Below are 24,788 nucleotides of genomic sequence, written 5' to 3' on the forward strand. Positions count from 1 at the left end.
GTTCGATTTGTTTGTGTGAAAATAGCTGAAAATGGAAAAAGGTTTCCAAAAAGACCGAAAATTAGTCGACAAATAGCACTAGGCCTTTGAGGTACTCTGTCTCAGGGTGGAAAATATTGATCGGATGATCTGCAGGTTGGGAAAGCTGATGAAGTATTCGAGTTCTCCTGCCAGTTTCCATGGCCGCTGCTGTGACTGTATGCGCAAAAAGGTTTTTGTCCACTACTTGGGAGCATGAAAAAGTAAATAGAATTCCCCCTTTTTTTATTCGTTTCAGAGCTTCTGCATTCAGTCGCTTGTAGGCCTGAACCGCATTATGCCGGGCTTTGATGTTTTTGGCAAAAGCCGGAGGATCCAAAACGATGATATCATAATCGTCTCCTATTTCACGGATGTATTTGACCACATCAGCCACTTTGGATTCGTGCTTGCCTTTGATCTCAGGATTAAGCTTGATGTTTTCTTCTGTGAGTTCGATGGCTTTGGCCGAAATATCTACTGAATGAACTTCTTCTGCACCTTCTAGAAGAGCCAAAACTGAAAATCCACCGGAATAACAGAAGGTATTTAAGACTTTCTTTCCCTTGGAATAATCCGCCAAAAGTTTTCTGTTTTCTCGCTGATCGATGAAAAAGCCTGTTTTCTGGCCTTTGTCCCAATCAATGCGGTAGGTGGCTCCATATTCTTGAACCAAATCTGTTTCCGGGCTACCAAAAACCCAATTGTTCTCATTAATTCCAAAATGCTTGGGCAGCGTTTCGGAGCTCTTATCGAAAATAGCTTTTAGCTTTTCACCATAGCAATTTTGGAGTGCCTCGCTGATGTTTTCCAGATGCTGGTGCATCCCAATTTGATGACATTGGATCACGGCTGTGCCATTGTAAAAGTCTATAATCAAGCCGGGCAATAAATCACCTTCTCCGTGAATCAAACGGTATACATTGGTCTGGCTGCTATCCGTCAATCCCAAACTGTTTCGAAGTTGAAAAGCGGACTGTATTTTTTCATCCCAAAAATTCTGATCGATTTCCGACTTTTCGAAGGAAATCATCCTCACCATGATGGAACCATTGGAAAAGTGTCCGATTCCTAAGAATTCTCCTCCTCTTGAATAGACACTGACAAGCGCACCGTTTTCTAGATCGCTTTCTTGCTCGGCAATAGCACCTGAGAATACCCAATGATGCCTTCTTTTAAGAGAGATTTCTTTTCCTTTTTTGAGGATGATTTTAGGATAGTTCATGGGATTGATTTTTTGATTTGGGAAATAGAAAACTTCCGATGACCATTCCCAAAATACTGCCTGCCAACCCAAATAGATGGGCGGCTACATCGGAAGAAATGAAATTCATGAAAAGGTAAGTAAGCATTCCTGCAATCATAGACAAAAATGCTCCGCCTCGAGAGGCTTTTTTCCAATAAAAGCCTGCCGTAAGCGGTACAAACAGCGAAACCAACATCAAAATGGAAGCTCCAGCAACCAGATCGTAAATGTTTGATTTCCAACTAGCCATGATGGTAGCGATGATTGCCACCAAAACTACATTGATCCTTAGAATCCAAAGGAAGTGCCTGTCTGATAAATTTTGTCCAAAATAGGGTTTGATGATATTTTCTGAAATGATAGCAGAAGGAGCTAGCAGCCCGGAACTAGTCGTACTCATAATAGCTGAAATAAGGGCTCCAAAAAAGACAATTTGGATGGGTAATCCGCCGTGCTCGAGAATCATTCTCGGTAGCAGCATTTGATTATTGTCTAGGGATAATTCGGGATAAAGCACACGAGCACCTAAGGCAATAAACAATGGGAGCAAACCAAAAGACAAATAAAATATCCCGGCCAAATAGGTGGACTGTACTGCTACTTTTTGACTTTTGGCAGACATCACCCGCTGATAGATATCCTGGCTGGGTATGGAACCTAAGCCCAAAATCATCCAAGCCCCTAGATAATTGAGCCAATCAGTAGGATTGGCCTCAGGGATAAATCGAAAGCTACCTTCAGGCGCTTGATCGATAACAGCCGTAAATCCCCCTGCCTGCTTAGCTACCATAATTGCCACCCAAAGTAAACCAATGACAATGACTGTGGTCTGAATAAAATCAGTGATGGAGATGGCCCACATTCCTCCAAGAAAGGTGTAAAGAACTACTACACCGGCGGCTATCAAGATTCCCTGCAATAAGCTAAGGTCGGTGACCGCTCCTAAGACTAAACTCAAAGCGACCAATTGGGCGGCAACATAGCCAAAGTAGGCCGGAATCATAAAGATGGATGCTGTCAGTTCTACTTTTCTCCCGAAGATTCTTCCAAATACATCCCCGATGGTCAGGACATTCATCCGATACATGGGCTTCAAGTAAAAAGCTCCAAAAAGAATCAAACAGAGAGCGCCTCCAAAAGGATCTTCGATTACGCCGAGAAGTCCTTCTTCTAGGTATACCGAGGATGCTCCAAAAATTGTTTCTGACCCAAACCAAGTGGCAAACAAGGCGGATGCAGATAGAAAAAGAGGAAGAGATCTGCCTGCTAGGACAAAATCTCCTGAGTTCTTGACAAGCCGTGAGGACCAAATCCCGATCCCCACGGTGATTGCCAAATAAACGATGATGGCCGTCAGTAGCAACCCGACTAGCCTTTAGCGTACATCTTTTCCCGCAAGGCTTTTATTTCCTCACTTTCCAAGTAATCATCATAGCTGGTCCGTCTGTCAATCACACCATTTGGAGTGAATTCAACTACTCTGTTGACCGTGGACTGCACAAATGCATGGTCATAGGAGGAGATGAAGACCGTACCGGGAAATTCAACCACGGCATTATTGAATGCTGTGATGGACTCTAGGTCAAGGTGATTGGTAGGTTCATCCAAAACCAGGAAGTTTGGATTTTGAAGCATCATTTTGGAAATCATGCAGCGGACTTTTTCACCTCCCGAGAGTACTGTACATTTCTTCAAAGTCTCTTCACCTGTGAAAAGCATTCGCCCTAAAAAGGTTCTGACATAAGCTTCTTCCTGATTGCTGGAATATTGCCGCAGCCAGTCGATGAGGTTCAGGTCTGAGTTGAAATACTTGGAATTTTCATTGGGTAAATAAGCCTTGTTGATGGTAACTCCCCATTTGAAAGTTCCTTTCGTAGGCTTTTGCTCTTCCATGATGGTCTCAAAGAATTTGTTGACCGCCTGCTTGGTTTTGGAGATAAAAGCGATTTTATCGCCTTTGTCCACCATTAGATTTACATCTGTGAAATAGGTTGTTCCATCTTCCACCAGCTCTAAACCTTCAGACATGAAAATCTGGTCTCCAGCTTCACGCTCTGGCTTGAAAATGATGCCCGGGTATTTTCTAGAACTTGGCTCAATGTCGTCCACGTTCAGTTTTTCAAGCATTTTCTTTCTTGCGGTTGCCTGCTTGGATTTGGCCACGTTCGCAGAGAATCTTGCGATAAATTCCTGAAGTTCCTTTCGTTTTTCCTCCGCTTTTTTGTTTTGATCAGATCGTTGCTTGAGTGCAAGCTGGGACGATTCGTACCAGAAAGTATAGTTTCCTGAGAAGATTTTAATCTTGCCAAAATCAATATCTACGATGTGCGTTGAGACCTCATCCAGAAAGTGTCGGTCGTGAGACACAACAATGACCAGGTTCTTAAAATTGATCAAGAAGTCTTCCAACCAACCGATGGTTTCTGCATCCAAGTCGTTGGTAGGTTCATCAAGAATCAGGATATCTGGATTGCCGAAAAGGGCTTGTGCGAGCAAAACCCGAACTTTTTGATTACCAGCCAGTGCTTTCATAGGCTGATAATGGATGTCTTCGGATATGCCTAGACCAGAAAGTAGTGCTGCAGCATCAGATTCTGCATTCCAACCATCCATTTCCGCAAATTCGGCTTCGAGCTCTGATGCGCGAATGCCATCTTCTTCCGAAAAGTCTGGCTTCATGTAGATCGCATCTTTCTCCTCCATGATGGAGTAAAGTTTTTTGTGACCCATCAACACGGTCTTCAGTACCTCTATCTCATCGAATTCGAAGTGATTTTGCTTCAAAACAGCCATCCGTTGGCCGGGGGTGATATGAATACTTCCTGAGGTACTGTCGATTTCACCAGAAAGGATTTTCAAAAAAGTGGATTTCCCGGCTCCATTGGCTCCGATGACCCCATAGCAGTTACCAGGTGTAAATTTCAGATTTACATCTTCGAAGAGGGTTCGTTTTCCAAATTTGAGGGAAAGATTATCTACAGAAATCATGGTACTAGTTGTGTTTTTTTGAAGGCGCAAAGATAGGAATAATTATTTCCATGACTATTTATTCTCCTCCGCTAATCAATCCATTTCAGTGCTTACAAGAAGCAGATAACATTTTTCAGTCTCTATGCTTATATTGATCGGGAATTTATGCTGCTGAAGCCGGATGGGAAGACTTTACCAACTCACTATATTTCTTTTAATTTTTTCTGTGTCTTATGCTGTAAAAGCTCAGGTTTCCACAGTTGGAACGGAGTTTTGGGTAGGCTTTATGGACAATAACCGGATCCCACCGAGTAATGGAGGTGCTGGTGCGCCAGATTTTGCAGTACTGATCATCACAGCTAATGAAGATGCGGATGGTAGTATTGAATATCTTGGCAGGACGGCCAATTTCTCTTTGAATGCAGGGCAACAATACACACTTCGGGTTCCTTCGGAGGATTTGGATTTGCTACACCGTAGTTCAGCTGTCACCCAGAATAAGGGGATTTATATTTCTAGCACAGGAAAAATTGCAGTCCATGCCTACAATGAACGATTTCGAAGTGCGGATGGAACAGTCATTTTACCAGTTTCAGCCTTGGGTACAGATTATTTTATCACCTCCCACTATGAGACACTTACCGCCAATGTCAATTTCAACGGAAATATCAATGATGAAAGCACGCTTTTGGTCATTGCTACAGAAAATGACACGGAAGTAGAAATTACCCCTTCTGTCGGCAATATTGGAGGTGGCCCTGCTGGAGCTCCCTATACCATCCGGCTGAATCGTGGACAAAGCTATCAGCTTAAAGCAAAAGCTGATTTGACGGGTTCTCGGGTACGAGTGATTGGTGCCGATGCCAATGAATGTAAAAAGATCGCTGTATTTGGTGGAAATAAATGGACTTCAGTTGGGAATTGTGGGGAAGCAAATGATCACCTCTTTCAGCAGGCTTATCCTGTCAACACCTGGGGTAGTTCCTTTGTGCATGTAGCCCTATCAGGCCGGACTTCGGGTGAGCTAGTCAAAGTTCTAGCTGCTGAAGATGGAACAGAAGTACGAGTAAACGGGGCCTTGGAAGGGACTATTGACCAAGGAGAATGGCTGCCGCTTGAATTTGGGATCAATGAGCATGGTAAAATAGAAACAAGCAAGCCTGCATCAGTTTCGGTTTTTTCAAAAAGCCAAGCCTGTAATGAACCGACTGCACCTGGATCGACTACGGGAGACCCATTTATGATTACCTACAGCCCCAGCGAGCAATTTTTGAAGCAATTAACATTTATCTCTTTGGACTTGCCTTCCATTGTGAATCATTATGTAAATGTGGTTGTCCGAGCCGGAACGCAGGACGGTACCATATTGGATGGACAAAATGTAGGTGGAAGATTCTTTCCCTTGCCAGGAGATCCTAATTTTTTGTATGCCAGAATCAATATTTCACAAGGAGTACATCGCCTGACGAATCCAGATGGATTTGCCGCATATGCCTATGGTTTTGGTGAGTTGGAGTCTTATGGATATGCTGCAGGGGCAGCTTTGGATAATCTAAACTTCGAGACTCAGGCGAATTACGAATTTGACGTCTCAGGAGAAAATGTGGCTTGTCTGAATCAACCTGGAGATTGGATCATCAACTCTGAAAATCCTGATTTCAGCTATTTTGTTTGGGACTTTGGGGATGGTAGTACTTTGCAAGAGGGGAAAGAGGTAAATCATACTTTTACCCAGTCTGGTGAGTATGAAGTGACTGTTTTGGCAGCTTTGAGTCCTAATTCCTGTGATCAACAAGAGGAAGTAACCTTCACTGTGACGGTATTGGATTCCTCTGGAGAGGTAGTCGGTTCTGAATCGGCCTGCCCCGAAGTCGAGGAGCTGCTTTACACCTTTGAAAACTTTGAAAATGTAGAAAGGGTTGAGTTTGAAGTCGATGGGGGAGAGTTGATGGAAATCAATGATCTTTCTGCTGTCATCAGATGGGGTGTGGCTAATGATAATGCAAGCCTAACAGTGACGCCTATTTCTCTTAATGGCTGTCCCGGAGAGCCAATTACATACCCTGTTGTAATCAATCAACGAATAGACGCGATACTACCTGAAGGACCTGAGCAGGTTTGTTTTGATCCTAATGCTTTACAAACCTACACCGTACCAAACGGGCCCACAGGAAGGTCTTACACTTGGACTGTGACAGGAGGACAAATCATCAGCGGGCAAGGAAGTCCTGAAATTGAGGTGAGTTGGGATCAACCGGATATTACAGGTGAGGTTTCATATACTGTTCGAAGTTTAATTGATTCCCTTTGCGAGGGTGAATCAGGAACCTTTGATGTGCGAGTTGAATCTGAATTTTTGGTTTCAATCGAAGAGCTTATTCCGGTGAGTTGTTCGGGTTTTGAAACAGGGGCTATTGACCTCGAAATCCAAGGAGGAGTAGGGCCCTATGAAATTGAATGGTCCCATGACGGCAATCTAAAACAGGAGCGGGCAGGCAATTTATCAGTTGGTACCTACACGGTGAAGATCACCGATCAACTAGGCTGTGAAAGATTAATCGAAAATATTGAAATAGTTGAACCCTTACCTCTTGAGCTTCAGTCCCAAAACCCCGTAGGTGTGTCTTGTTTTGGAAAACCTGATGGCTCAATTTCTTTAAGTATTACCGGAGGTGTATCTCCATATACTATTGATTATGAAGGGGTAAATACTTTTTCAGGAAATCTTCAATTGAATGATTTACCACAAGGACTTTATGAATGGGAAGTTGTAGATGCAAATGGTTGCGTCTTACCCATTTCCTTTGAAATCACCTCCCCACCGGCGCTAAAGGTGGAGGTAAGGTTGGAAAAGCCTGCCTGCCCGGGTGGGAGCAATGGAGAACTATTTGCCTTCCCGGCTGGAGGCCAGGCCCCATATGTGTATGACTGGGACGGTCAAGGGAGTGGAGAACTACTGACAGGTCTCTCAAAAGGAACCTATAATGTATCTGTGATCGATAGTCAAGGTTGTGTCAGTTTGGGGAATGGAGAGGTGGTAGAGACTGCCCCGCAGGTAAGGATGCCAACCGGGTATAATCCGGGCGATGGTTCTGTTTTCGAAGGTATTTCTAATTGCGAGGTAGATTACGAGCTGTGGATCTATAATCGCTGGGGGCAATTAGTGTATCAAGGGTCTACAGGTTGGGATGGTTTTCTTGAAAATGGGCAAGAAGCTCCTACCGGAAATTACTCCTATTTGGCACGCTATTTATTCCCTCTTGAGGATCAACTCCAAACACTTGAAAAGCGTGGTGGTTTCCTTTTGGTTAGGTAAATTTGACTATGATTAGACGAGTGTGGGAGAGTAAGATGAGTGTAGGTAAAAGGTTGATAGCCTTGTTGCTTATACTTTTGCCATTTTTATCCCATGCTCAAATCAGCACCATCGGTCGGGAGTTTTACATCGGCTTCATGGATAATAATCGTCGGAACTCTCAGCCCGATCGCGTAGTCGTAATCATTACAGCTGTAGAGGAAGCAGCCGGAACTATTCAGACTCCCCGCCAAAGCATTACTTTTGACTTAGAACCTGGGGAACAACTTATTCGAGAATTTGATGGAGATGGGGAAGGAGTTATTCACCGGGGAAGTGGAGCTGTAGATTTCAAACCGTTTAAAGTTACTAGTTCAGGAGATTTGACTGTACATGCCATCAATGGACGAGAATACAGTACAGACGGAACAGTTATTCTACCAACTACCGCTCTGAGCAGCGAGTATTTGGTCATGGCGCACTTTGATGTAGTTGATCCGAGTTTGGATCCCGGAAGTAATCAAAACTTCGAAAGCACCCTTCTGGTGGTAGCCATCGAGAATGATACGCAAGTTGAAGTAATTCCTACAGCACCAACTGTCAATACTATTCCAGCAGGAGCACCCATTCAATTCACCCTGAATGCAGGCGAAAGCTATCAAATCAAAGCCAACGGAGATCTGACAGGCTCTCGTGTTCGAGTACTAAATGCCAGCTCAGATTCCTGCAAGCTTTTGGCAGTATTTGGAGGAAATAAGACCTCTAGCGCAGGAGATTGTGGTACGAGTGGAGATCATATTTTTCAGCAAGCTTACCCACTCGAAAGTTGGGGCAAAGAGTATATCCACGTTCCTTTAGCAGGTCGGACTTCGGGAGAAATTGTCAAAGTTTTGGCTTCTGAGAATGACACAGAAATTCGTGTGAACGGCGTATTAAGAGCTACCCTTGATGCACGTGAGTTTACCCGTTTTGAATTTGGCAAGGATGAATTGGCTCTGATCGAAACATCAAAGCCCAGCTCGGTTGCTGTAATTGCAAAAAGTGGGGCTTGTAATGAGTTTGGGGTAGCTCCTTTGGGAGACCCAACCCTTTTTCTTCTTAGTCCCAATTCGCAGCAACTTGAAAGTATTACCTTTTCCACCGGAAAGCTAATTGGTGGCTTTAATCAAGATATTGAGCATTTCGTTACGATTCTTGTAGAAAGCGATGCCGTCAATCAAACCATTTTAAACGGGCAAGCTGTAGGAAATCAATTTCAACCAGTTTTGAATAGCGGTTTTTCCTATGCCCGAATCAAAGTTCCTTTTGGGGTGAATACGCTTTCAAATCCAGAGGGCTTCATTGGATATGTTTATGGCTCCGGATCGATTGAGTCCTATGGTTTTGCGATAGGGGCTAGTTTGGAAAATGTACAGTTTGAAACCGAAACCACCTATGATTTTGAAGTGGTGGGAGATCGGGTGGCTTGCTTGGATCAAGAGGGTTTATGGGAAATATTCCCGGACGATTCCCGCTTTGTTGATTTTTCCTGGGACTTTGGAGATGATTCAGGTTTGAAGAATGGAAAAGCCGTCAATCATACCTTCACCGAGCCAGGAGATTATGAAGTGACTGTTTTTGCATCCACAGGAGACGGCTCTTGCGGCAGTGAAACAGAATTCAATTTTGAGGTGACTGTGGAAGATATTGGAGCTGAGCTCTCCGGTCCTACTTCTCTTTGTCCAGAGACGGCGGGTGTGCGCTACTTTTTGGAAGATGAAGTAGGCGTTTTTGATGTGATTTGGGAGGTAGAAGGAGGTACCTTTACTGAAGTAAATGATCTGGAAATAGTAGTTGATTGGGGTATTGCCAACCCTGCCGCCTATGTTCTAGCAATACCTGTTGCTGAAAATGGTTGTCAAGGCCAAACTTTAGAGCTAGAAATAACTTTGGATGAATCCATTACTCCTGATTTACCGGAAGGGCAATTAGGTCTTTGTGGAACCAATACCGGACCCTTTGATTATGTGGTTCCTTTTCCACAAGCAGGAAAAGAGTACGAATGGTTTATTACTGGAGGTAGCATCATTGGTAATACGATTTCGGAGTCTATTCAAGTAGAATGGGATCCAAATGCTCCGACTAGAAGTTTGTTTTACGAGGAGCGATTGCCGGGTGGAGGTACATGCTTTGGGACATCTGAGGTGTTGACTGTGGATCAATTTCCTGAGTTATCGGTGGAGCTTGGTTCGGCAATTAGTCCCTCCTGTCCAGGAGACCAGAATGGTCAAATCGAACTGAATATTTCTGGAGGATCAGGCCTTTTTGCTTTTGAGTGGTCTCATGATCCGAATCTTAATGAGCCCATAGCTGAAGGCTTAGTGGCTGGAGTTTATCAGGTTTTAGTCCGGGATTTACAAGGTTGTGGCGATTTCCCTTTTGAAGTTGAAATTCAGGATCCCGCTCCCATAGAATTACTTTCCATTACCCAAAATAGGCCATTATGCAAGGCCAGTGGTGACGGACAGGTCATTTTGGAAATGATAGGAGGGACGGCACCTTTTACTGCTGTAGGAAATCAAAGCGAATGGAATTCTGGTATTTTAACTGTTTCTGGGATTTCTGAAGGAGAATTCAATTTACTTGTCCAGGATGATAATGGCTGTACCTTCCCAGTCCAGGGAATAATGGAAGCTCCAGAAGCTTTGGAAATCAGTTTTGAACAACTTAGCCCGGGATGTCCCGGTGGGGTAGATGGGGCAATCAGAGTGATTCCCACAGGAGGAACAGCCCCTTATCAGGTAATTTGGGAACAAGGCGGGAATTCAGATATTCTCGAGTCGCTTTCATCGGGAGAGTATGGTGTCAGAGTAATAGATGCAAATGGCTGTGAAGTCAGCGGGGTAGGTGTAGTTCCAGATGCTCGCCCGGCAGTCCGCATGCCAACGGGTTTTGATCCACAAGATGGACCATACCAGCCAGTTTCCAACTGCAGTATCTCTTACGAACTGTTAATTTTTGATCGCTGGGGACAATTACTGTATTCCGGCGTCGAAGGTTGGAATGGGCTTTTCAAAGGCGAATCCATGCCTGTAGGTGTGTATACCTACTATCTCAATTATGAATATGCTTTAGAGTCGGGCCTTCAGACGGATCAAATTCGTGGGTCATTTACTTTGATTCAATAATTACATTTTTATCCATGCTTTCTCTTAGTATTTGATACTTTTGTTAAGCAATTTTTGAAAAATGAAGAAAATTTTAATTACAGGTGGAGCTGGATATATTGGCTCTCATACAGCAGTAGAATTGATCAATTCGGGATTCGAGCCCATCATCATTGATGATTTCTCCAATTCTCAGGAAAAAGTTTTGGACAGACTGGAAGAAATTACCGGTAAAGCAATTACCTGCTATCAAGGAGATTGTGCAGATAGGAGTCTTCTGGATCAGGTGGCAAAAGACCATCAACTGAGTGGCGTGATTCATTTTGCAGCTTTCAAAGCAGTGGGAGAAAGCACAGAACTCCCCTTAAAATACTACAGAAACAATCTGGTTTCCCTCATAGAGATTATGGAATTTATGCGGGATCATCAAATCCAAGATTTGGTCTTTTCCTCCTCCTGCACTGTATATGGACAGCCAGACGTCCTTCCTGTCACAGAAGCTACTCCTCGAAAGGATGCCGAGAGTCCTTACGGAAATACCAAAAAAGTATGTGAGGATATGTTGGTAGATTTTGTGAAAAGCAAGCCTGGTATTCGAGTCATCTCGCTCCGCTATTTCAATCCTGTGGGAGCTCATCCAAGCGGAAAAATAGGCGAACTTCCTCAAGGGAAGCCTAATAATCTTGTCCCATTCGTGACGCAAACAGCAGCCGGGATTCGAGAAAAACTGACCGTTTTTGGAGATGATTATGATACGCCTGATGGCTCCTGTGTAAGAGACTTCATTCATGTGATGGATCTTGCCGATGCCCATGTCAAAGCCTTAGCTTACCTGGATGAAAAAGAGAACAATTTTTATGACGTGTTCAATGTGGGTACTGGGAAGGGAGACACTGTCTTGCAAGTCATCAAAACTTTTGAAGAAGTTACCAATGTCAAGCTGAACTATGAAATCGGTCCTAGAAGACCTGGTGATGTGGTGAAAATCTGGGCTGATACCCATAAAATCAATGAGGTGCTTGGCTGGTATCCAAAATACTCGCTTGCCGATTCCATGCGTGACAGTTGGAACTGGCAAAAAGGCTTGTAATCAATTCATTAAATAAAGAAAAAAACTCAGGGGTATATTTTTAGAAGAAAGGAATTTGCATGATGATAACTCAATTGACTTTGCAGATGATGTCTCGATGTAAGCAATTATTTCTGTCAATTACATTTTTACTTTTTTTAAGTAACTCCTTCGCTCAGGTTCCAAAATTGGCTCTTGCGGATTCGCTGGCTAAGGAAATACTTGAAAATGAAGGTCTTTACACCGTTGCAAGTGGTCTCAAGCCAATGAGCACTGTCTTACAATTTGATTTTCAGATCGATACCTTAAGCCAAGAGTTTTTAGATGAAAAAGCTGTCGAAGCCAGTTTGAGTAGTTTTCACAGTGTCTTGAGTCTACTCGAAAATGAGAACATAAAATTCATCATTCTTCCTTTCAAATCGATTTATGGGGATAAGCGAACCTTTCAGATTCTTGTTTTCCATCAAGAGTCTGTTGAAGAAAAGATAAAGGAGTTCTCATCTTTTTTTCTAAAAAGAGGTATTCTTCCAGAGACACCAGTCCATCAGATTCTCTCTATAGTTGAGTTTGGGGAAAAATACGAGAGATATCAGGCATATGGGTATTTTTTTGGCTATCCCGAGCATGCTGTGAATTTCTTTGTCAATGCTTCATTATCGTATGAACAGACCAATGAGTTTTTAGAAAGGGATTTCTTTCAAATTCCAGTAGCCAGTATGGAAGAGGGGCACTTTGTATACGCAGTTCCCAAAGGATATGAACCTGCGGAGATTGATCTTAGAATCCGTCTAGATGCAAGTGAAATATTATCCAAATACAAAGAATTCAAATCTGAAGTCGATTTTGAAACTAAGAGCTATCCTTTTTTGGAATTGTATTTCCAGATTTTGGACTTAGCTTTTTCAGAAAACAAAGAAGAGGTTTTTTTGGACTAAATCAATTAATCTGATTTTTGGCTTTTCAATCAAATAGAAAAGACTAACTCTTCGGACAAGCCGAATGCTCAGATTCTGGAAGCTTCTTCCTTCACTCTTCCGCCTTCGAGCCCGATGATCAAAGTAATCTAGGCTCTAGGCAGAATTCTTCAGTAAAGTTAATAACCGGCTGCTTGACCGTCTTTTCTGGATTCGGATGCTCCGTAGTAAACTTTTCGAACGGGATCAAATTTGATGGCCTGATAACCTCCGAAGGCTCCGACCCTGAATTCTACCCGATGGCCCATTTCTTCCAATTTCCGAATCACTTCATAAGAAAATCCACTTTCCAAATTAAGCGAGCCCCCAGAAGTCATTTTTGATCCGGTGGGTTGGGAGGAGCCTGTATGGCGCATGCGGGGAGCATCTCCTGCTTCCTGAATATTCATTCCGAAATCGATGATATTAACCAAAATCTGGGTATGACCTTGAGGCTGCACAGCGCCACCCATGAGACCAAAACTCATAAATGGCTCTCCATCTTTAGTCACGAAAGCAGGAATGATGGTGTGAAAAGGTCGCTTTCCCCGAGCTAGCGAATTCCAATGATCCGGATCTTGTACATTGAACATTTGACCTCGATTTTGGAGGACAAATCCAAGACCGTCAGGAACCATGCCTGAGCCAAATTCATCATAAATACTTTGGATAAATGAAACCATATTACCCTCTGAATCAGCGACAGTCAAATAGGTGGTATTTCCTTTTTCCAGATCTCCAGCGGCATATTCTTGGGCAGCTTTTGAAAGGTCGATAAGCTTTCTTCTTTCAGCGGCATACTCCTTCGAAATCAAGTATTCAACAGGGATCTCATTAAAAGCCGGATCAGCGTAGTATTTTGCCCGGTCTTCGTAGGCAAGTTTTTTAGCTTCTGTAAGTACGTGGAGATATTCTGCACTTCCGAAGCCCATGGATTGAAGGTCAAAGCCTTCCAGGATATTGAGCATTTGCAGAGCGGCGATTCCTTGACCGTTAGGAGGCAGTTCCCAGACATCATAGCCACGATAGTTAGTGCTTACTGGGTCAACCCATTCAGATGTATGATTTTTTAGATCTTCATAGCTCAAATAGCCGTCATTATCCTTCATAAACCGATCGATGATCCTTGCAATTTCTCCTTCATAAAAGGCTTCTCTTCCACCTTTGGCAATCATGTCATAGGTCCTTGCCAAGTCAGGGTTTTTAAATATATCTCCTTTCTGAGGTGTAGTTTTTCCATTGGGCATGTAGGTCTTTCTAAATCCAGGCAAATCTTGCATTCGTGGCCAGTCGTCATTCATTTGCCAAGCAATCACCTCGGATACCGGAAAGCCCTTATTCCCGTAATCAATTGCCGGTTGAAGGATTTCTTGCATGCTAAGCTTTCCAAACTTCTCGTGTAGCTCAAACCAACCATCCACAGCGCCGGGAACAGAAATGGGTAGTGGTCCAAGGAAGGGAGCATATTGTAAGCCTTTTTCTTTGAAGACTTCCATGGTCAGGCTTGCAGGTGCCCTGCCGCTTCCATTGAGTCCATAGAGCTTTTTCTCTTTGGCATTCCAAACGATGGCAAATACATCTCCGCCAATTCCACAGGCATGTGGCTCTACTAGGCCTAGCATCGCATTGGCTGCAATTGCTGCGTCCACCGCACTTCCGCCTTTTTTAAGAATATCCAAGGCAGCTTGTGTGGCTAGGGGCTGGCTGGTAGCCACCATTCCATTTTGTGCCAGTATTTCTGAACGCGTCGCGAAGTTTTTGCCGCTTACCCGGTCTTGGGCTTTAATATTTGAAAATACCAATAGGCCTAAAGCCAAGAGAAGAAGTCTTTTCATAGTATGAATATTTAGATCAAGTTTAGATGATTGAAAGAGTATGTCCAATAGTTTTCTGGTAAATGGAAGGATGTAAAAGTTCAAAGGGTATTTTTGAAGAAAATTATTTTGCTGATAAATAAGGAGATAACAAATTGCAGGTGTTTTTTTTTGCATTGGTTTTTGTAATGAAAAATCAAAGCGATACATTTGCATCACTTTAAGCCAAGGTTATAAGAACTCTGGATTAAGAAATGTTATTGGAGCGGTAGTTCAGCTGGTTAGAATGCCTGCCTGTCACGCAGGAGGTCGCGGGTTCGAGTCCCGTCCGTTCCGCATATTTTATTATTGATCAATCTTCCCGGAGCGGTAGTTCAGCTGGTTAGAATGCCTGCCTGTCACGCAGGAGGTCGCGGGTTCGAGTCCCGTCCGTTCCGCATCAAAGCCCCAAATTCTGGGGCTTTTTTGTTTTGTTCAAGAGCTTATGGAATATTATGTTTATGTGATTCAATCTGATCTCGATAGCTCATTTTATATTGGGAGCTCTGCCGATCCATACTCTCGACTTGAAAAGCATAACAGGCCGCATAAAGGATACACTGCAAGAAAGCAGCCTTGGTCTTTAAAGTATTTTGAGAAATTTTCTTCTAAAAAAGAAGCTTTGTTAAGAGAGCGGTTTCTTAAGGCTCAAAAAAGCAAACAGTTTTTAATAAAACTTATCCAAAATAACTCCTCGATTTAGAATGCCTGTCCCGAGAATCGGGAAGGTCGCGGGTTCGAGTCCCGTCCGTTCCGCATCAAAGCCCCAAAATTTGGGGCTTTTTTGTTTTTTAAACCGATAAGTAGGACTCTAAGGTTATCTGAAAAGTATTTCAGTGAGATACTTTTCAATTTCCATGAAAGAATTTGCCGCTGCAGGATATTCATTATCTTTGTTTTTGATAAAAACCAATCAAATGGTATTAGAATTCGAAAAACCAATTGCTGATTTAGAGCAAAAACTCCAGGAAATGAAGGATTTGGCCAAGGGTAGAAATATCGATTTAAGTGCCGATATTGAATCCCTGGAAGAAAAGATCCAAAATTTGAAAAAGGAAACATTTGAGAATCTGACTAGATGGCAGCGAGTTCAGCTCAGTCGCCACGCCGACCGACCTTATGCGCTTGATTATATCTATGAGATCACCAATGACTTTATTGAGCTGCATGGAGATCGCAGTGTCAAAGATGATAAAGCAATGATTGGTGGTTTGGGAGATATTGATGGCCGGACGGTGATGTTTATCGGTCAGCAGAAAGGAAGAAATACCAAGCAAAGACAGGAACGAAACTTTGGGATGGCCAATCCAGAGGGTTACAGAAAGGCACTACGCTTAATGAAAATGGCTGAGAAATTTGGTAAGCCGATCGTTACGCTAATTGATACACCGGGAGCATTTCCAGGACTTGAGGCTGAAGAAAGAGGTCAGGGAGAAGCGATTGCAAGAAATCTCAAGGAGATGTTTATGCTGAAAGTACCCGTCATTTGTATCATTATCGGTGAGGGTGCATCAGGTGGCGCACTTGGAATCGCCATAGGAGACCGGGTCTTTATGCTAGAAAATACTTGGTACTCAGTTATTTCTCCAGAATCATGCTCTTCTATTTTGTGGAGGTCTTGGGATTATAAAGAGCAAGCAGCAGAGGCATTGAAGCTTACTGCAAACGATATGAAGGGAAATGGATTAATTGATGATATTATTCCTGAGCCCCTAGGTGGTGCACATCGCGACTTGAAAACCATGTCCGAAACGATCAAAGACACTATCTTAAAAACCTTAAAAGAACTCGATAAACAAAAACCCGAAAAACGGATCGATCAACGAATCGAGAAGTTTTGCTCGATGGGTGTGGTCGTCGAATAAATCTTCCATCCCGAACTTTCCGGTTCGGGATTTTATTTTGAAATACTATGGAACTGTACACTGTCAATACCGGATTTTTCAAACTGGACGGAGGGGCTATGTTTGGTGTAGTGCCTAAGGTTCTCTGGTCCCGTACAAATCCTTCTGACGAAAATAATCTTTGCACTTGGGCCATGCGTTGCTTGCTTGTAGTGGATGGTGACCGTGTTGTACTCATTGACAATGGAATTGGTGATAAACAGGATGCCAAGTTTTTCTCTCACTACTACTTGCATGGAGATGACTCCTTGGAGAATTCCCTAAAAGCCCTAGGAGTGGGTTTTCATCAGATTACAGATAATTTTCTGACACACCTGCACTTTGACCACTGTGGAGGAGGAGTCAAATATGGTTCTCATGGCCAGTATGAAATGACTTTTCCTCGGGCAACCTATTGGAGTAATCCAGATCATTGGAAGTGGGCAACTGAGCCTAATCCTCGGGAGAAGGCCTCTTTCCTCAAGGATAATATTCTTCCTATGCAGGAATTAAATCAACTGGATTTTGTGGATTTGAAAGAAAAGACTCTTTTCCCGGGATTTGACTTTATCACTGTTGATGGTCATACAGACAAGCAAATGCTTCCAAAACTCAGTTACAAGGGAAAAACTATCGTGTTTGTGGCAGATTTGCTTCCTTCAGTAGGACATATTCCGATTCCCTATGTAATGGGCTACGATACCCGTCCTTTGTTGACCATGGATGAAAAGGCTAGGTTCCTCGAGGAGGCAGTTGATAATGATTACATCCTCTTTTTTGAGCATGACCCAGTCAATGAGTGTTGTACACTAAAGCGTACTGAAAAAGGGGTACGTGTAGATCAAACTTTCCGACTCGATGAAATCTAATTTGAAAATCGGTGTTGCCCTTTCCGGAGGGGGTGTCCGTGGAATTTCTCACTTGGGAGTACTTCAAGGACTGAATGAAGCAGGGATATTCCCTACTCATGTCAGTGGCACATCAGCAGGGGCAATTGCAGGAGCCATGTATTGCGAAGGGTATTCACCTACGGAAATCCTCAAGATTATCGTGGAGACGAATTATTTTAAGTTTCTTCGACCTGCTATTTCTTGGAAAGGTATTCTGAAAATGAGTAGTATCGAAGGTCTTTTTCGAACTTATTTGAAGCATAATGATTTTTCCCAACTCAAAACTCCGCTGACAGTTGCTGCTACAGACATCAAAAAGGGTAAGGCAGTGTATTTCTCCGAAGGAGAGCTCATCGCCCCTGTAATGGCTTCCAGTTGTATCCCTGGAATGTTTGAGCCAATTGTGATCGGAAACCGATTCCTAATCGATGGGGGAGTATTGAATAATCTTCCAGTGGAGCCTTTGGATGGGACATGTGATTTTGTGATTGGGGTCAACTGCAATCACCTTCCTGAAGAAAGCGATATCAAAAACATGAAAAGGCTAATCGAGCGATCGGTCATTATGTCGATGAATTATAATGTGTACAGCCGTCAGGCAAAGTGTGATTATTTCATCGAAGCTCCCGGACTGGGAAAGTTTGGTGTCTTTGATATCAAAAAAGCTTCCGATTTATTTCAGGCAGGCTATGTAGAAACACTTCGATACATCGAAGAAAATCCTTCCATTTTGGAATTGAAAAATTCTGGTGAAAAATCCCTATCAGCATGATGAAGTTGCTCTCAAGATTTGTGTTTTGGATTACAGGCTGGACAATGAAAAAAGCTTGGCCTGAAGGTGTAAAGAAGGCTGTATTGATCGCTATTCCTCATACATCCAATTGGGATTTGTTGTACGCTAGGGCCGCCTTCTTTTTGATGGATATTCCTGTGAAATATACCATTAAGAAGGAAATTATGGTTGGGCCATTAGGTTGGCTCTTGAAGGGCTTGGGAGGCATTGCGATTGATCGAAAGCGAATTCCGGGTGGAAAGAAGCAAACCTACACCGAAGCCATGACCCAAATGCTCAAAAATTCAGACGATTTGGTCATCATGGTTACCCCTGAAGGAACAAGAAAGGCAGTCAAGAGATGGAAAACAGGTTTCTACCACATTGCTTTAGGTGCAGGAGTACCGGTAGTAGTAGGATATCTAGACTACAAAAAGAAAGAAGCTGGAATAGGGCCAGTGATTTATCCAAATGGAGACGTAGACGGGCAAGTTGAAGAGCTGAAGGCCTTTGGTAGAACTGTCACACCCAAGCACCCTGATAAGGGGATAATATAGCCTAGTGACTCTTGATCAGTAGATTCAGGTAATCCTTGAGAATTCGAAACTCCTGATCGTCAACTTTACCATCAGCCCATACTTTTTTGATCAATTCATAGAGACCGGTGTACTCTTCTCGAATCTTCCTGTTCTCTTCAAGTTCTAGGAATGTTTTGAGTTTGTAAACCTCCTGATCGTTGATGTCACCGCTGGAAAGTATTCCTTTGAACATCCCATTGATAAAAATCTGATCAGGCTTATCGATTCGTTTTTCACTTCCAATACTCTCAAGAAATTGATCCAGGGTTTCTTCGATTTCATCTAGTTCTTCCACTGAGATTTTGCCGGAATCAATCAGAGGCCTGATTTTAGAATAGAGCTTGTCAAAAGGTCCATAGCTGCATAGACCTTCGTGCTCATTACACCATTCTTTAAGCGCAGCATATTCGTTCCTAGTGACCACTCCATCCAGTGCTACCCCATAAATGAGGCCTGCTAAATCCTTGGCTGCGTTGTGATAATTTGGGTTATTGGGTTTTTCCATTGTTAAAAAGATTTGATCATAATTTACATGGTATTTTTTATAAATACCTGTTCAAAAGGACTTTGCTGTTTAAATATTTTAACAAAAAAATCCTTTTTCAAAATCAAAAAAGAAGAGAATAGTGTGTAAGTTGACCAAGGATTTAATTTTAAACCTTTACTCTTCGACTATGCGAAATGGAATATTTGTTTTTTTGATAGGCTTGTTTTTGGCTTCATGTGATGGCAATGAGGTGGAAAAATCTGAGCTTTCGGACAGCTTTACAGTTACTCTGGACACGGTAATGGTAGATTCGGGAGAGGAGTTTTTGTATTTACAAGACAATCTCTTTTTGTCAGAGCTCGATGCTGAAGATGGTTATTTGATTAATTTCAATCGGCAAGAAATAGGAGCAGAGCGCATTAATCTGGATGAACTTAAGTTAGACTACCTGATTCCTCTCGAAAAAGAAGGACCAAATGGAATACCTCAATATATATCCGGATTTTTGTTGACACCTGAGGAGCATATTTTTATCTGGAATTATGGTTTTTATAAAATCTTCGACCAAGAAGGAAAGCTTGTGAGGGACTTAGAATTAGATAAGCTTGCTCCAGAGGTATTAGGAGGATCGGAGATTTACCCTTCTAGATTTTACTTAGATCCTGAAGATTCCAATCGTTTGTTAGGTCATTTTATTAAATGGGAGGATAAATCTTACTTCCTGATGGATTTTGATTTGGAATCAGGTAGCTATACCGAAATCGAGCTTCCGTTCTTCGAAAAAACACAAGTTTACAATACCGATATTCTATATGAAGGTAATTGGATGGGAAGCTATGGTACCGGAGTTTATCCATTTTCCAATTCTGACAAAATTATTCTTTCTACCAACGTTCTCAATGAAATACAGATCTTTGACTTAAAGCGTGATACCTTATACACCAAAGGCTGGGATACTCCGCTGCTAGGCAGCAAAAGAGGTTATTTGCCACCAAAGGAAGTGGATGGGCAAACAGACGAGATTGAGGAGATTAGGAAAATGGCAGAGTCTGATATCAGCTATGGAGGATTTATCTATGATAAGGCGAGCAAAAAGTATTATCGATTTTCTAAGAAAAGTTATTTCGGAGAAGAGAAGGACGAATATGGGAGTTATGTTCCTACTAGATCCGATGTATATCTTAGTGTTTTTGATGCCGATCTTGAATTACTTGCTGAGGCCCTTGTTCCAGAGCTAAGCCAAGAACCCAAGCGACACTTTGTCAAAGATGGTCAGATTTGGATGTATTTAAACGTAGATGATGAGTTGGGTTTTGTGAGGCTCAGTGTGGAGTAAAACTTTCTTGTTTCCTATCCTAAATTTGACATCTATTAATCCTAAAAAAAATCCAGAACCTGATGGCACTGGATTTTCTTTTTCATATTTGCTTAAAATCTTCGAGGTCTTTAAGACCTCGAAGATTAACCTAATTTGGCCAGGCTTTCCTCCAAGGCTTTTATTTTCGCCTCTGCATCCGCCTGTTTTTTCTTTTCATTTTCTACTACCTGAGCGGGTGCTCCGGCTACAAAGCGCTCATTGGATAGCTTTTTCATCACCGAGTTCAAAAAGCCTTTCGTGTACTCCAATTCTTTCTGAAGAGTGGCTTTTTCTTCTTCCACATTGATGGAGTCTCCCATGGGAACGAAGCATTCGTCTGCCTTGACCACGAAGCTCATTGCATTTTCTACCTTGGCTGCGAAATTTAAGGAAGATAAATTGGCCAGTTTGACTAGTACGGATTGAAAGCGCTGATACAATTCCGGTTGCTTGGTATTGATCGTCAGGTCCAAAGCTTCTTTGGGAGACATCCCTTTAGAAGCTCTCAAATTCCTGACTTGAGAAACCACCTCGAATACTTGGTTGGCTTCCTCAGTGATTTTAGAGTCGAATGGTTTTGCTTCGGGCCATTTCGCCAAAATCAAGGATTCTTCCAATTTCCTATCTTGAATCTGATGCCATATTTCCTCCGAAATGAAAGGCATGAAGGGATGAAGAATCTTTAGAATATCCTCGAAAATCTCAATGGTCTTATCGTAAGTCGCCTGATCAATAGGCTTCTTATATTCTGGCTTAATCATCTCCAGATACCAGGAGCAGAAGTCTCCCCATACCAATTTATAGGTAGCCATTAGGGCATCGGAAATTCTGAATTTCTCAAAGTGATCATTGATCTCTGACAAAGCTTGATTGAAGCGATTTTCAAACCAATGGATTGATGACGTATTGGCCGCACCGTCCAAATTGGAGTCAATTTCCCAGCCTTTTACCAATCGGAAGGCATTCCAGATTTTGTTGGCAAAATTTCTTCCCTGCTCTACTAGCTTGTCATCATAGGGAAGATCGTTTCCGGCAGGGGAGGAGAAAAGCATCCCTGTTCGGACCCCATCCGCACCGTACTGTGCGATCAGCTCCAGTGGATCCGGGGAATTACCCAGAGACTTGGACATTTTTCGGCCCAGTTTATCCCGTACGATTCCAGTCAGATACACATTTTTGAAGGGCTTTTCACCCATATATTCATAGCCGGCGATGATCATTCTTGCTACCCAGAAGAATAGAATTTCGGGAGCAGTCACCAGGTCATTGGTTGGGTAGTAGTATTTCAGTTCTTCGTTTGGCTTGCCAGTGTTAAAGACATCTGTGTCAAATACAGAAATCGGCCACAGCCAAGAGCTAAACCAAGTATCCAATACATCCTCATCTTGCTTAAGGTCATCCAAGGTGTAGCTGGAATCATGCTCAGTTTGGGCAATTTTAAGTGCTTCCTCTTTGGTTTTGGCAACCACAAAGTCTCCATTAGGAAGATGGTAGGCGGGAATCTGATGTCCCCACCAGAGCTGACGGGAAATACACCAGTCCCGGACATTTTCCATCCAGACCCGGTACATGTTTTTGAATTTGGGTGGATGGAGTTGGATGACATCCTCCATTACCGAGCTGAAAGCTGGTTTGGTGATTTCATCCATTTTGAGGAACCACTGCAAAGAGAGCTTGGGTTCGATTACGGCATCCGTTCTTTCGGAATGTCCTACGTTAGATTTGTAGTCTTCGACTTTTTCAAGCTGACCGGCTTCCTCTAACAACTTTCCGATTTTCTTTCGGGCGATAAATCGGTCTTCACCTACGAGAATTTGAGCCTTCTCATTAAGGGTTCCATTGTCATTGAGAATGTCGATGACTTCCAGTTTATGCTTGATTCCCAACTCATAGTCATTGATATCATGAGCAGGAGTCACCTTAAGGCAACCTGTCCCAAATTCCATGTCTACGTATTCGTCTTCAATAATGGGTATGGCTCGATTGATCAGTGGTACGATGGCCTTTTTACCTTTCAAATGAGTGAATCGAGGGTCATTAGGATTGATGCAAATGGCAACATCGGCCATGATAGTTTCTGGACGAGTAGTAGCGATGGTCAAAAACTGATCTACCGTTCCTTCGATTTGATAGTTAATGTAGTAGAGTTTGGAAGCAATTTCTTTGGTGATCACTTCATCATCCGATAGGGCGGTTTGACCTTTCGGGTCCCAGTTGACCATTCGGATGCCACGGTAGATTTTTCCTTTTTTATACAAATCCACAAAAACAGAAATCACGGCATCGCTCAAGCCTTCATCCATGGTAAAGGCAGTACGATCCCAATCACAGGAAGCTCCCAGTTTCTTTAGCTGCTCTAGGATAATTCCTCCGTACTTTTCTTTCCACTCCCAAGCATGCTTGAGAAATTCCTCACGGCTAAGGTCCTTCTTATCGATCCCTTTTTCTTTTAGGAGCTGGACTACCTTAGTCTCTGTAGCAATCGAGGCATGGTCGGTACCCGGTACCCAGCAGGCATTTTTGCCTTGCATGCGGGCACGTCGAATCAAGACATCCTGAATCGTATTGTTCAGCATATGCCCCATGTGCAATACGCCAGTCACATTAGGAGGAGGGATGACGATGGTGTAGGGTTCCTTGTTAGGATCAATTTTGGATGCAAAAAGTTTGTGCTCCATCCAATACTGATACCACTTGGATTCGGTGTTACTTGGATCGTATTTGCTGGCAATTGTGGACATGAAAGCTGGTGATTTTATGAAAGGGCAAAAATAGGGGATTTTAGGGATTTGGGCAGGTAAAATTCAAGCAAATCCGATCTGTGCAAATGAAAAAAGACCGACAAAATTGCCGGTCTTTTAAATCAGTTAATTCGAGGATTAATTTCCTACGTATTCTTCCCAGCTTAGCTCGGCCTGAGGATGAGGGAATTGGGTAAAGATTGTTCCTCCGTCGAAGTCGGTTGGAATTTCACTCAATCTATTGTAGCGACGGGCATCGATCCATCGGTGTCCCCAAGGCTCTGCCCAAAGTGAATAGCGTCTCTGATACAAGATCTCATCAATCAAGGCTGCTTGTGTGGTAGCTCCTGAGTAATCTCCGAGGCCTGCGGCATTTCGGATGATATTGATTGCTTCCACAGCTTCCGCTGATTGATTTAAGTTAGCATGTGCTTCTGCTTTCAAGAGAATCAATTCCTCATTTCTGATGAATGGAATTGATGCAGTGTTAGAAGCCCAACGTGAATCTTGGTGAGTTCCTACCAAAGTACCTGCATCTGTAGAAACCGTTACAGGGGTATCTCGCTCCAAGAACTTGGAAGCTACTCTCAAGTCACCTGGTGTGGCATCTTCCAAAACAGATGGATGAACCACGATGATGGTATTGACAGCGGCATTAGGAACGTAGAATAGCGGATTGAAAACATCCGGCGCAGCTCCATAAGGATGAGCAGGACCGGCATTCAAGTCACCATTCAGATCCATGAAAGATGCATCCAGCGCAGTCAATACTCCTTGCCAATCCTGACGATAGGCATTGAGTCTTGCAGTAATAGCACGGTTTACTTGACGTAGACCTTCGATGGTATTGAACCCGTCAAAGCCTCTTGTCAAGGTGAACGGAAATGCTCCAGAACCTGCAGAACCTAAGGCTGCATCACCTTCATCCAAAACTGCCTTGATCGCATCCAATGCCTGTGCATAAGGTACGAAGGGTCCTGGGTTCAAAGGGTCAGATACATCAATTCGGATTCCATTTTCATAGACGAAGTTGGCTGGAATCATGTATTGATATCCTTGGATTGTTTTAGCAAAACCGCTAACCGCACTTCTGGCAGAAGCAGATATATTCTCGGTATTTTCCGAAGCAGTTACCAAGACATTGGCTTGATTGATGGCCTGATAAGGGGAAGCATAAGAGCCACCACCCGTGTTACCAAAACCGAAATAAGATCGATCTGGAGTTCGACCATTTTGTCCTAGCCAGTCAGTCTGGAATCTAGGATCGGAAGCATTGAGGTACCAAATCTCCCGGCCAAAGGTATTCCAAGCTTGCGAAACGTTGGTGACATAACCTCTGTGTCTTGACTCGAGTCCTGTGATCAAGAATTGTATTTGTTCCCGTGTTGCATTGTCTGATACAGATCCTACCGATGGGTTGTTTGGATCTTGTATCTCGTCTAATTGTAGGGGATTACATGCTGCAAGTACACCTGCAACTGCAATCACTTTACTGATATTTTTAAGTGTGTTTTTCATGTTGTTGCGGGT

At 43.0% G+C, this 24,788-nt stretch carries 17 protein-coding genes and 2 tRNA genes; 12 read left to right on the plus strand and 7 right to left on the minus strand.

The features are described from left to right. Positions 1-61: 61 nt before the first annotated feature. From CDH51_RS18135 to CDH51_RS18145, 3 genes are read right to left on the minus strand one after another with little or no spacing between them, the layout of a single operon-like run. Positions 62-1,243 (minus strand): class I SAM-dependent rRNA methyltransferase, encoded by a 1,182-nt coding sequence (locus CDH51_RS18135; protein WP_100629967.1) that lies wholly within the window; start codon positions 1,241-1,243, stop codon positions 62-64. Further along, positions 1,230-2,627 (minus strand): sodium:solute symporter family protein, encoded by a 1,398-nt coding sequence (locus tag CDH51_RS18140; RefSeq protein ID WP_100629968.1) that lies wholly within the window; start codon positions 2,625-2,627, stop codon positions 1,230-1,232. The genes CDH51_RS18135 and CDH51_RS18140 overlap by 14 nt, the downstream gene beginning before the upstream one ends. Before the next feature lie 5 nt (positions 2,628-2,632). Further along, the gene (locus CDH51_RS18145) at positions 2,633-4,252 is read right to left on the minus strand and encodes an ABC-F family ATP-binding cassette domain-containing protein (protein ID WP_100629969.1); all 1,620 of its coding nucleotides are present in this window, start codon (positions 4,250-4,252) and stop codon (positions 2,633-2,635) included. A gap of 208 nt (positions 4,253-4,460) precedes the next feature. On the opposite strand from CDH51_RS18145, the gene CDH51_RS18150 reads away from it, so the two are divergent. The 4 genes from CDH51_RS18150 to CDH51_RS18165 all read left to right on the plus strand — a co-directional run bounded on the left by CDH51_RS18150 (position 4,461) and on the right by CDH51_RS18165 (position 12,679). After that, positions 4,461-7,550, plus strand: coding sequence for a PKD domain-containing protein (locus CDH51_RS18150; protein ID WP_198514349.1), 3,090 nt, complete (start codon positions 4,461-4,463; stop codon positions 7,548-7,550). An 8-nt stretch (positions 7,551-7,558) separates the two neighbouring features. Beyond that, entirely contained in the window at positions 7,559-10,696 is a 3,138-nt protein-coding gene (locus CDH51_RS18155) for a PKD domain-containing protein (RefSeq protein WP_100629971.1), read from the plus strand. A gap of 61 nt (positions 10,697-10,757) precedes the next feature. Further along, positions 10,758-11,765: a UDP-glucose 4-epimerase GalE gene (gene galE / locus CDH51_RS18160; protein ID WP_100629972.1), complete on the plus strand. Its 1,008-nt coding sequence runs from the start codon at positions 10,758-10,760 to the stop codon at positions 11,763-11,765. A gap of 59 nt (positions 11,766-11,824) precedes the next feature. After that, positions 11,825-12,679: a hypothetical protein gene (locus CDH51_RS18165; RefSeq protein WP_100629973.1), complete on the plus strand. Its 855-nt coding sequence runs from the start codon at positions 11,825-11,827 to the stop codon at positions 12,677-12,679. A 158-nt stretch (positions 12,680-12,837) separates the two neighbouring features. On the opposite strand, the gene ggt is transcribed toward CDH51_RS18165, so the two are convergent. Continuing rightward, a complete protein-coding gene (gene ggt / locus CDH51_RS18170) occupies positions 12,838-14,532 on the minus strand; it encodes a gamma-glutamyltransferase (RefSeq protein ID WP_100630132.1) in 1,695 nt (564 codons plus the stop codon). A 241-nt stretch (positions 14,533-14,773) separates the two neighbouring features. Here ggt and CDH51_RS18175 point away from each other — a divergent pair. The 7 genes from CDH51_RS18175 (at position 14,774) to CDH51_RS18205 (ending at position 18,652) form a co-directional block, all read left to right on the plus strand. Next, positions 14,774-14,847 (plus strand) — tRNA-Asp (locus tag CDH51_RS18175). A 27-nt stretch (positions 14,848-14,874) separates the two neighbouring features. Beyond that, positions 14,875-14,948: transfer RNA gene (locus CDH51_RS18180), tRNA-Asp, on the plus strand. A 47-nt stretch (positions 14,949-14,995) separates the two neighbouring features. After that, positions 14,996-15,253: a GIY-YIG nuclease family protein gene (locus tag CDH51_RS20455; RefSeq protein WP_100629974.1), complete on the plus strand. Its 258-nt coding sequence runs from the start codon at positions 14,996-14,998 to the stop codon at positions 15,251-15,253. A gap of 214 nt (positions 15,254-15,467) precedes the next feature. After that, entirely contained in the window at positions 15,468-16,415 is a 948-nt protein-coding gene (locus tag CDH51_RS18190) for an acetyl-CoA carboxylase carboxyltransferase subunit alpha (RefSeq protein ID WP_024282861.1), read from the plus strand. Between the two features lie 47 nt (positions 16,416-16,462). Continuing rightward, positions 16,463-17,302, plus strand: a complete 840-nt coding sequence (locus CDH51_RS18195; protein ID WP_100629975.1) for an MBL fold metallo-hydrolase — start codon at positions 16,463-16,465, stop codon at positions 17,300-17,302. Further along, a complete protein-coding gene (locus CDH51_RS18200) occupies positions 17,292-18,095 on the plus strand; it encodes a patatin-like phospholipase family protein (protein ID WP_100629976.1) in 804 nt (267 codons plus the stop codon). The genes CDH51_RS18195 and CDH51_RS18200 overlap by 11 nt, the downstream gene beginning before the upstream one ends. Then, entirely contained in the window at positions 18,092-18,652 is a 561-nt protein-coding gene (locus tag CDH51_RS18205) for a 1-acyl-sn-glycerol-3-phosphate acyltransferase (RefSeq protein ID WP_026947461.1), read from the plus strand. Before CDH51_RS18200 ends, CDH51_RS18205 begins: the two co-directional genes overlap by 4 nt. A gap of 1 nt (position 18,653) precedes the next feature. Here CDH51_RS18205 and CDH51_RS18210 read toward each other — a convergent pair whose 3' ends face one another. Beyond that, positions 18,654-19,178, minus strand: coding sequence for a hypothetical protein (locus tag CDH51_RS18210; RefSeq protein WP_100629977.1), 525 nt, complete (start codon positions 19,176-19,178; stop codon positions 18,654-18,656). A gap of 169 nt (positions 19,179-19,347) precedes the next feature. Here CDH51_RS18210 and CDH51_RS18215 point away from each other — a divergent pair, with 169 nt between their 5' ends. Further along, on the plus strand, positions 19,348-20,496 hold the full coding sequence (locus CDH51_RS18215; protein ID WP_100629978.1) for a DUF4221 family protein: 1,149 nt from the start codon (positions 19,348-19,350) through the stop codon (positions 20,494-20,496). Between the two features lie 125 nt (positions 20,497-20,621). Here the strand turns inward: CDH51_RS18215 and CDH51_RS18220 are convergent, their stop codons facing one another. Beyond that, the gene (locus tag CDH51_RS18220) at positions 20,622-23,258 is read right to left on the minus strand and encodes a valine--tRNA ligase (protein WP_100629979.1); all 2,637 of its coding nucleotides are present in this window, start codon (positions 23,256-23,258) and stop codon (positions 20,622-20,624) included. A gap of 138 nt (positions 23,259-23,396) precedes the next feature. Beyond that, positions 23,397-24,776, minus strand: coding sequence for a RagB/SusD family nutrient uptake outer membrane protein (locus tag CDH51_RS18225; protein WP_100629980.1), 1,380 nt, complete (start codon positions 24,774-24,776; stop codon positions 23,397-23,399). Positions 24,777-24,788 lie beyond the last annotated feature (12 nt).

It is taken from the genome of Algoriphagus formosus (genome assembly GCF_002807035.1).
Lineage (GTDB): Bacteria > Bacteroidota > Bacteroidia > Cytophagales > Cyclobacteriaceae > Algoriphagus > Algoriphagus formosus.

What these genes read in the sequence shown, in the direction of transcription:
- CDH51_RS18210 (WP_100629977.1), bottom strand. Translation starts at nt 19,178, where the DNA reads ATGGAAAAACCCAATAACCCAAATTATCACAACGCAGCCAAGGATTTA.
- CDH51_RS18165 (WP_100629973.1), top strand. Translation starts at nt 11,825, where the DNA reads ATGATGATAACTCAATTGACTTTGCAGATGATGTCTCGATGTAAGCAA.
- CDH51_RS18135 (WP_100629967.1), bottom strand. Translation starts at nt 1,243, where the DNA reads ATGAACTATCCTAAAATCATCCTCAAAAAAGGAAAAGAAATCTCTCTT.
- CDH51_RS18200 (WP_100629976.1), top strand. Translation starts at nt 17,292, where the DNA reads ATGAAATCTAATTTGAAAATCGGTGTTGCCCTTTCCGGAGGGGGTGTC.
- galE (WP_100629972.1), top strand. Translation starts at nt 10,758, where the DNA reads ATGAAGAAAATTTTAATTACAGGTGGAGCTGGATATATTGGCTCTCAT.
- CDH51_RS18215 (WP_100629978.1), top strand. Translation starts at nt 19,348, where the DNA reads ATGCGAAATGGAATATTTGTTTTTTTGATAGGCTTGTTTTTGGCTTCA.
- CDH51_RS18220 (WP_100629979.1), bottom strand. Translation starts at nt 23,258, where the DNA reads ATGTCCACAATTGCCAGCAAATACGATCCAAGTAACACCGAATCCAAG.
- CDH51_RS18225 (WP_100629980.1), bottom strand. Translation starts at nt 24,776, where the DNA reads ATGAAAAACACACTTAAAAATATCAGTAAAGTGATTGCAGTTGCAGGT.
- ggt (WP_100630132.1), bottom strand. Translation starts at nt 14,532, where the DNA reads ATGAAAAGACTTCTTCTCTTGGCTTTAGGCCTATTGGTATTTTCAAAT.
- CDH51_RS18205 (WP_026947461.1), top strand. Translation starts at nt 18,092, where the DNA reads ATGATGAAGTTGCTCTCAAGATTTGTGTTTTGGATTACAGGCTGGACA.
- CDH51_RS18145 (WP_100629969.1), bottom strand. Translation starts at nt 4,252, where the DNA reads ATGATTTCTGTAGATAATCTTTCCCTCAAATTTGGAAAACGAACCCTC.
- CDH51_RS18195 (WP_100629975.1), top strand. Translation starts at nt 16,463, where the DNA reads ATGGAACTGTACACTGTCAATACCGGATTTTTCAAACTGGACGGAGGG.
- CDH51_RS18190 (WP_024282861.1), top strand. Translation starts at nt 15,468, where the DNA reads ATGGTATTAGAATTCGAAAAACCAATTGCTGATTTAGAGCAAAAACTC.
- CDH51_RS20455 (WP_100629974.1), top strand. Translation starts at nt 14,996, where the DNA reads ATGGAATATTATGTTTATGTGATTCAATCTGATCTCGATAGCTCATTT.
- CDH51_RS18155 (WP_100629971.1), top strand. Translation starts at nt 7,559, where the DNA reads ATGATTAGACGAGTGTGGGAGAGTAAGATGAGTGTAGGTAAAAGGTTG.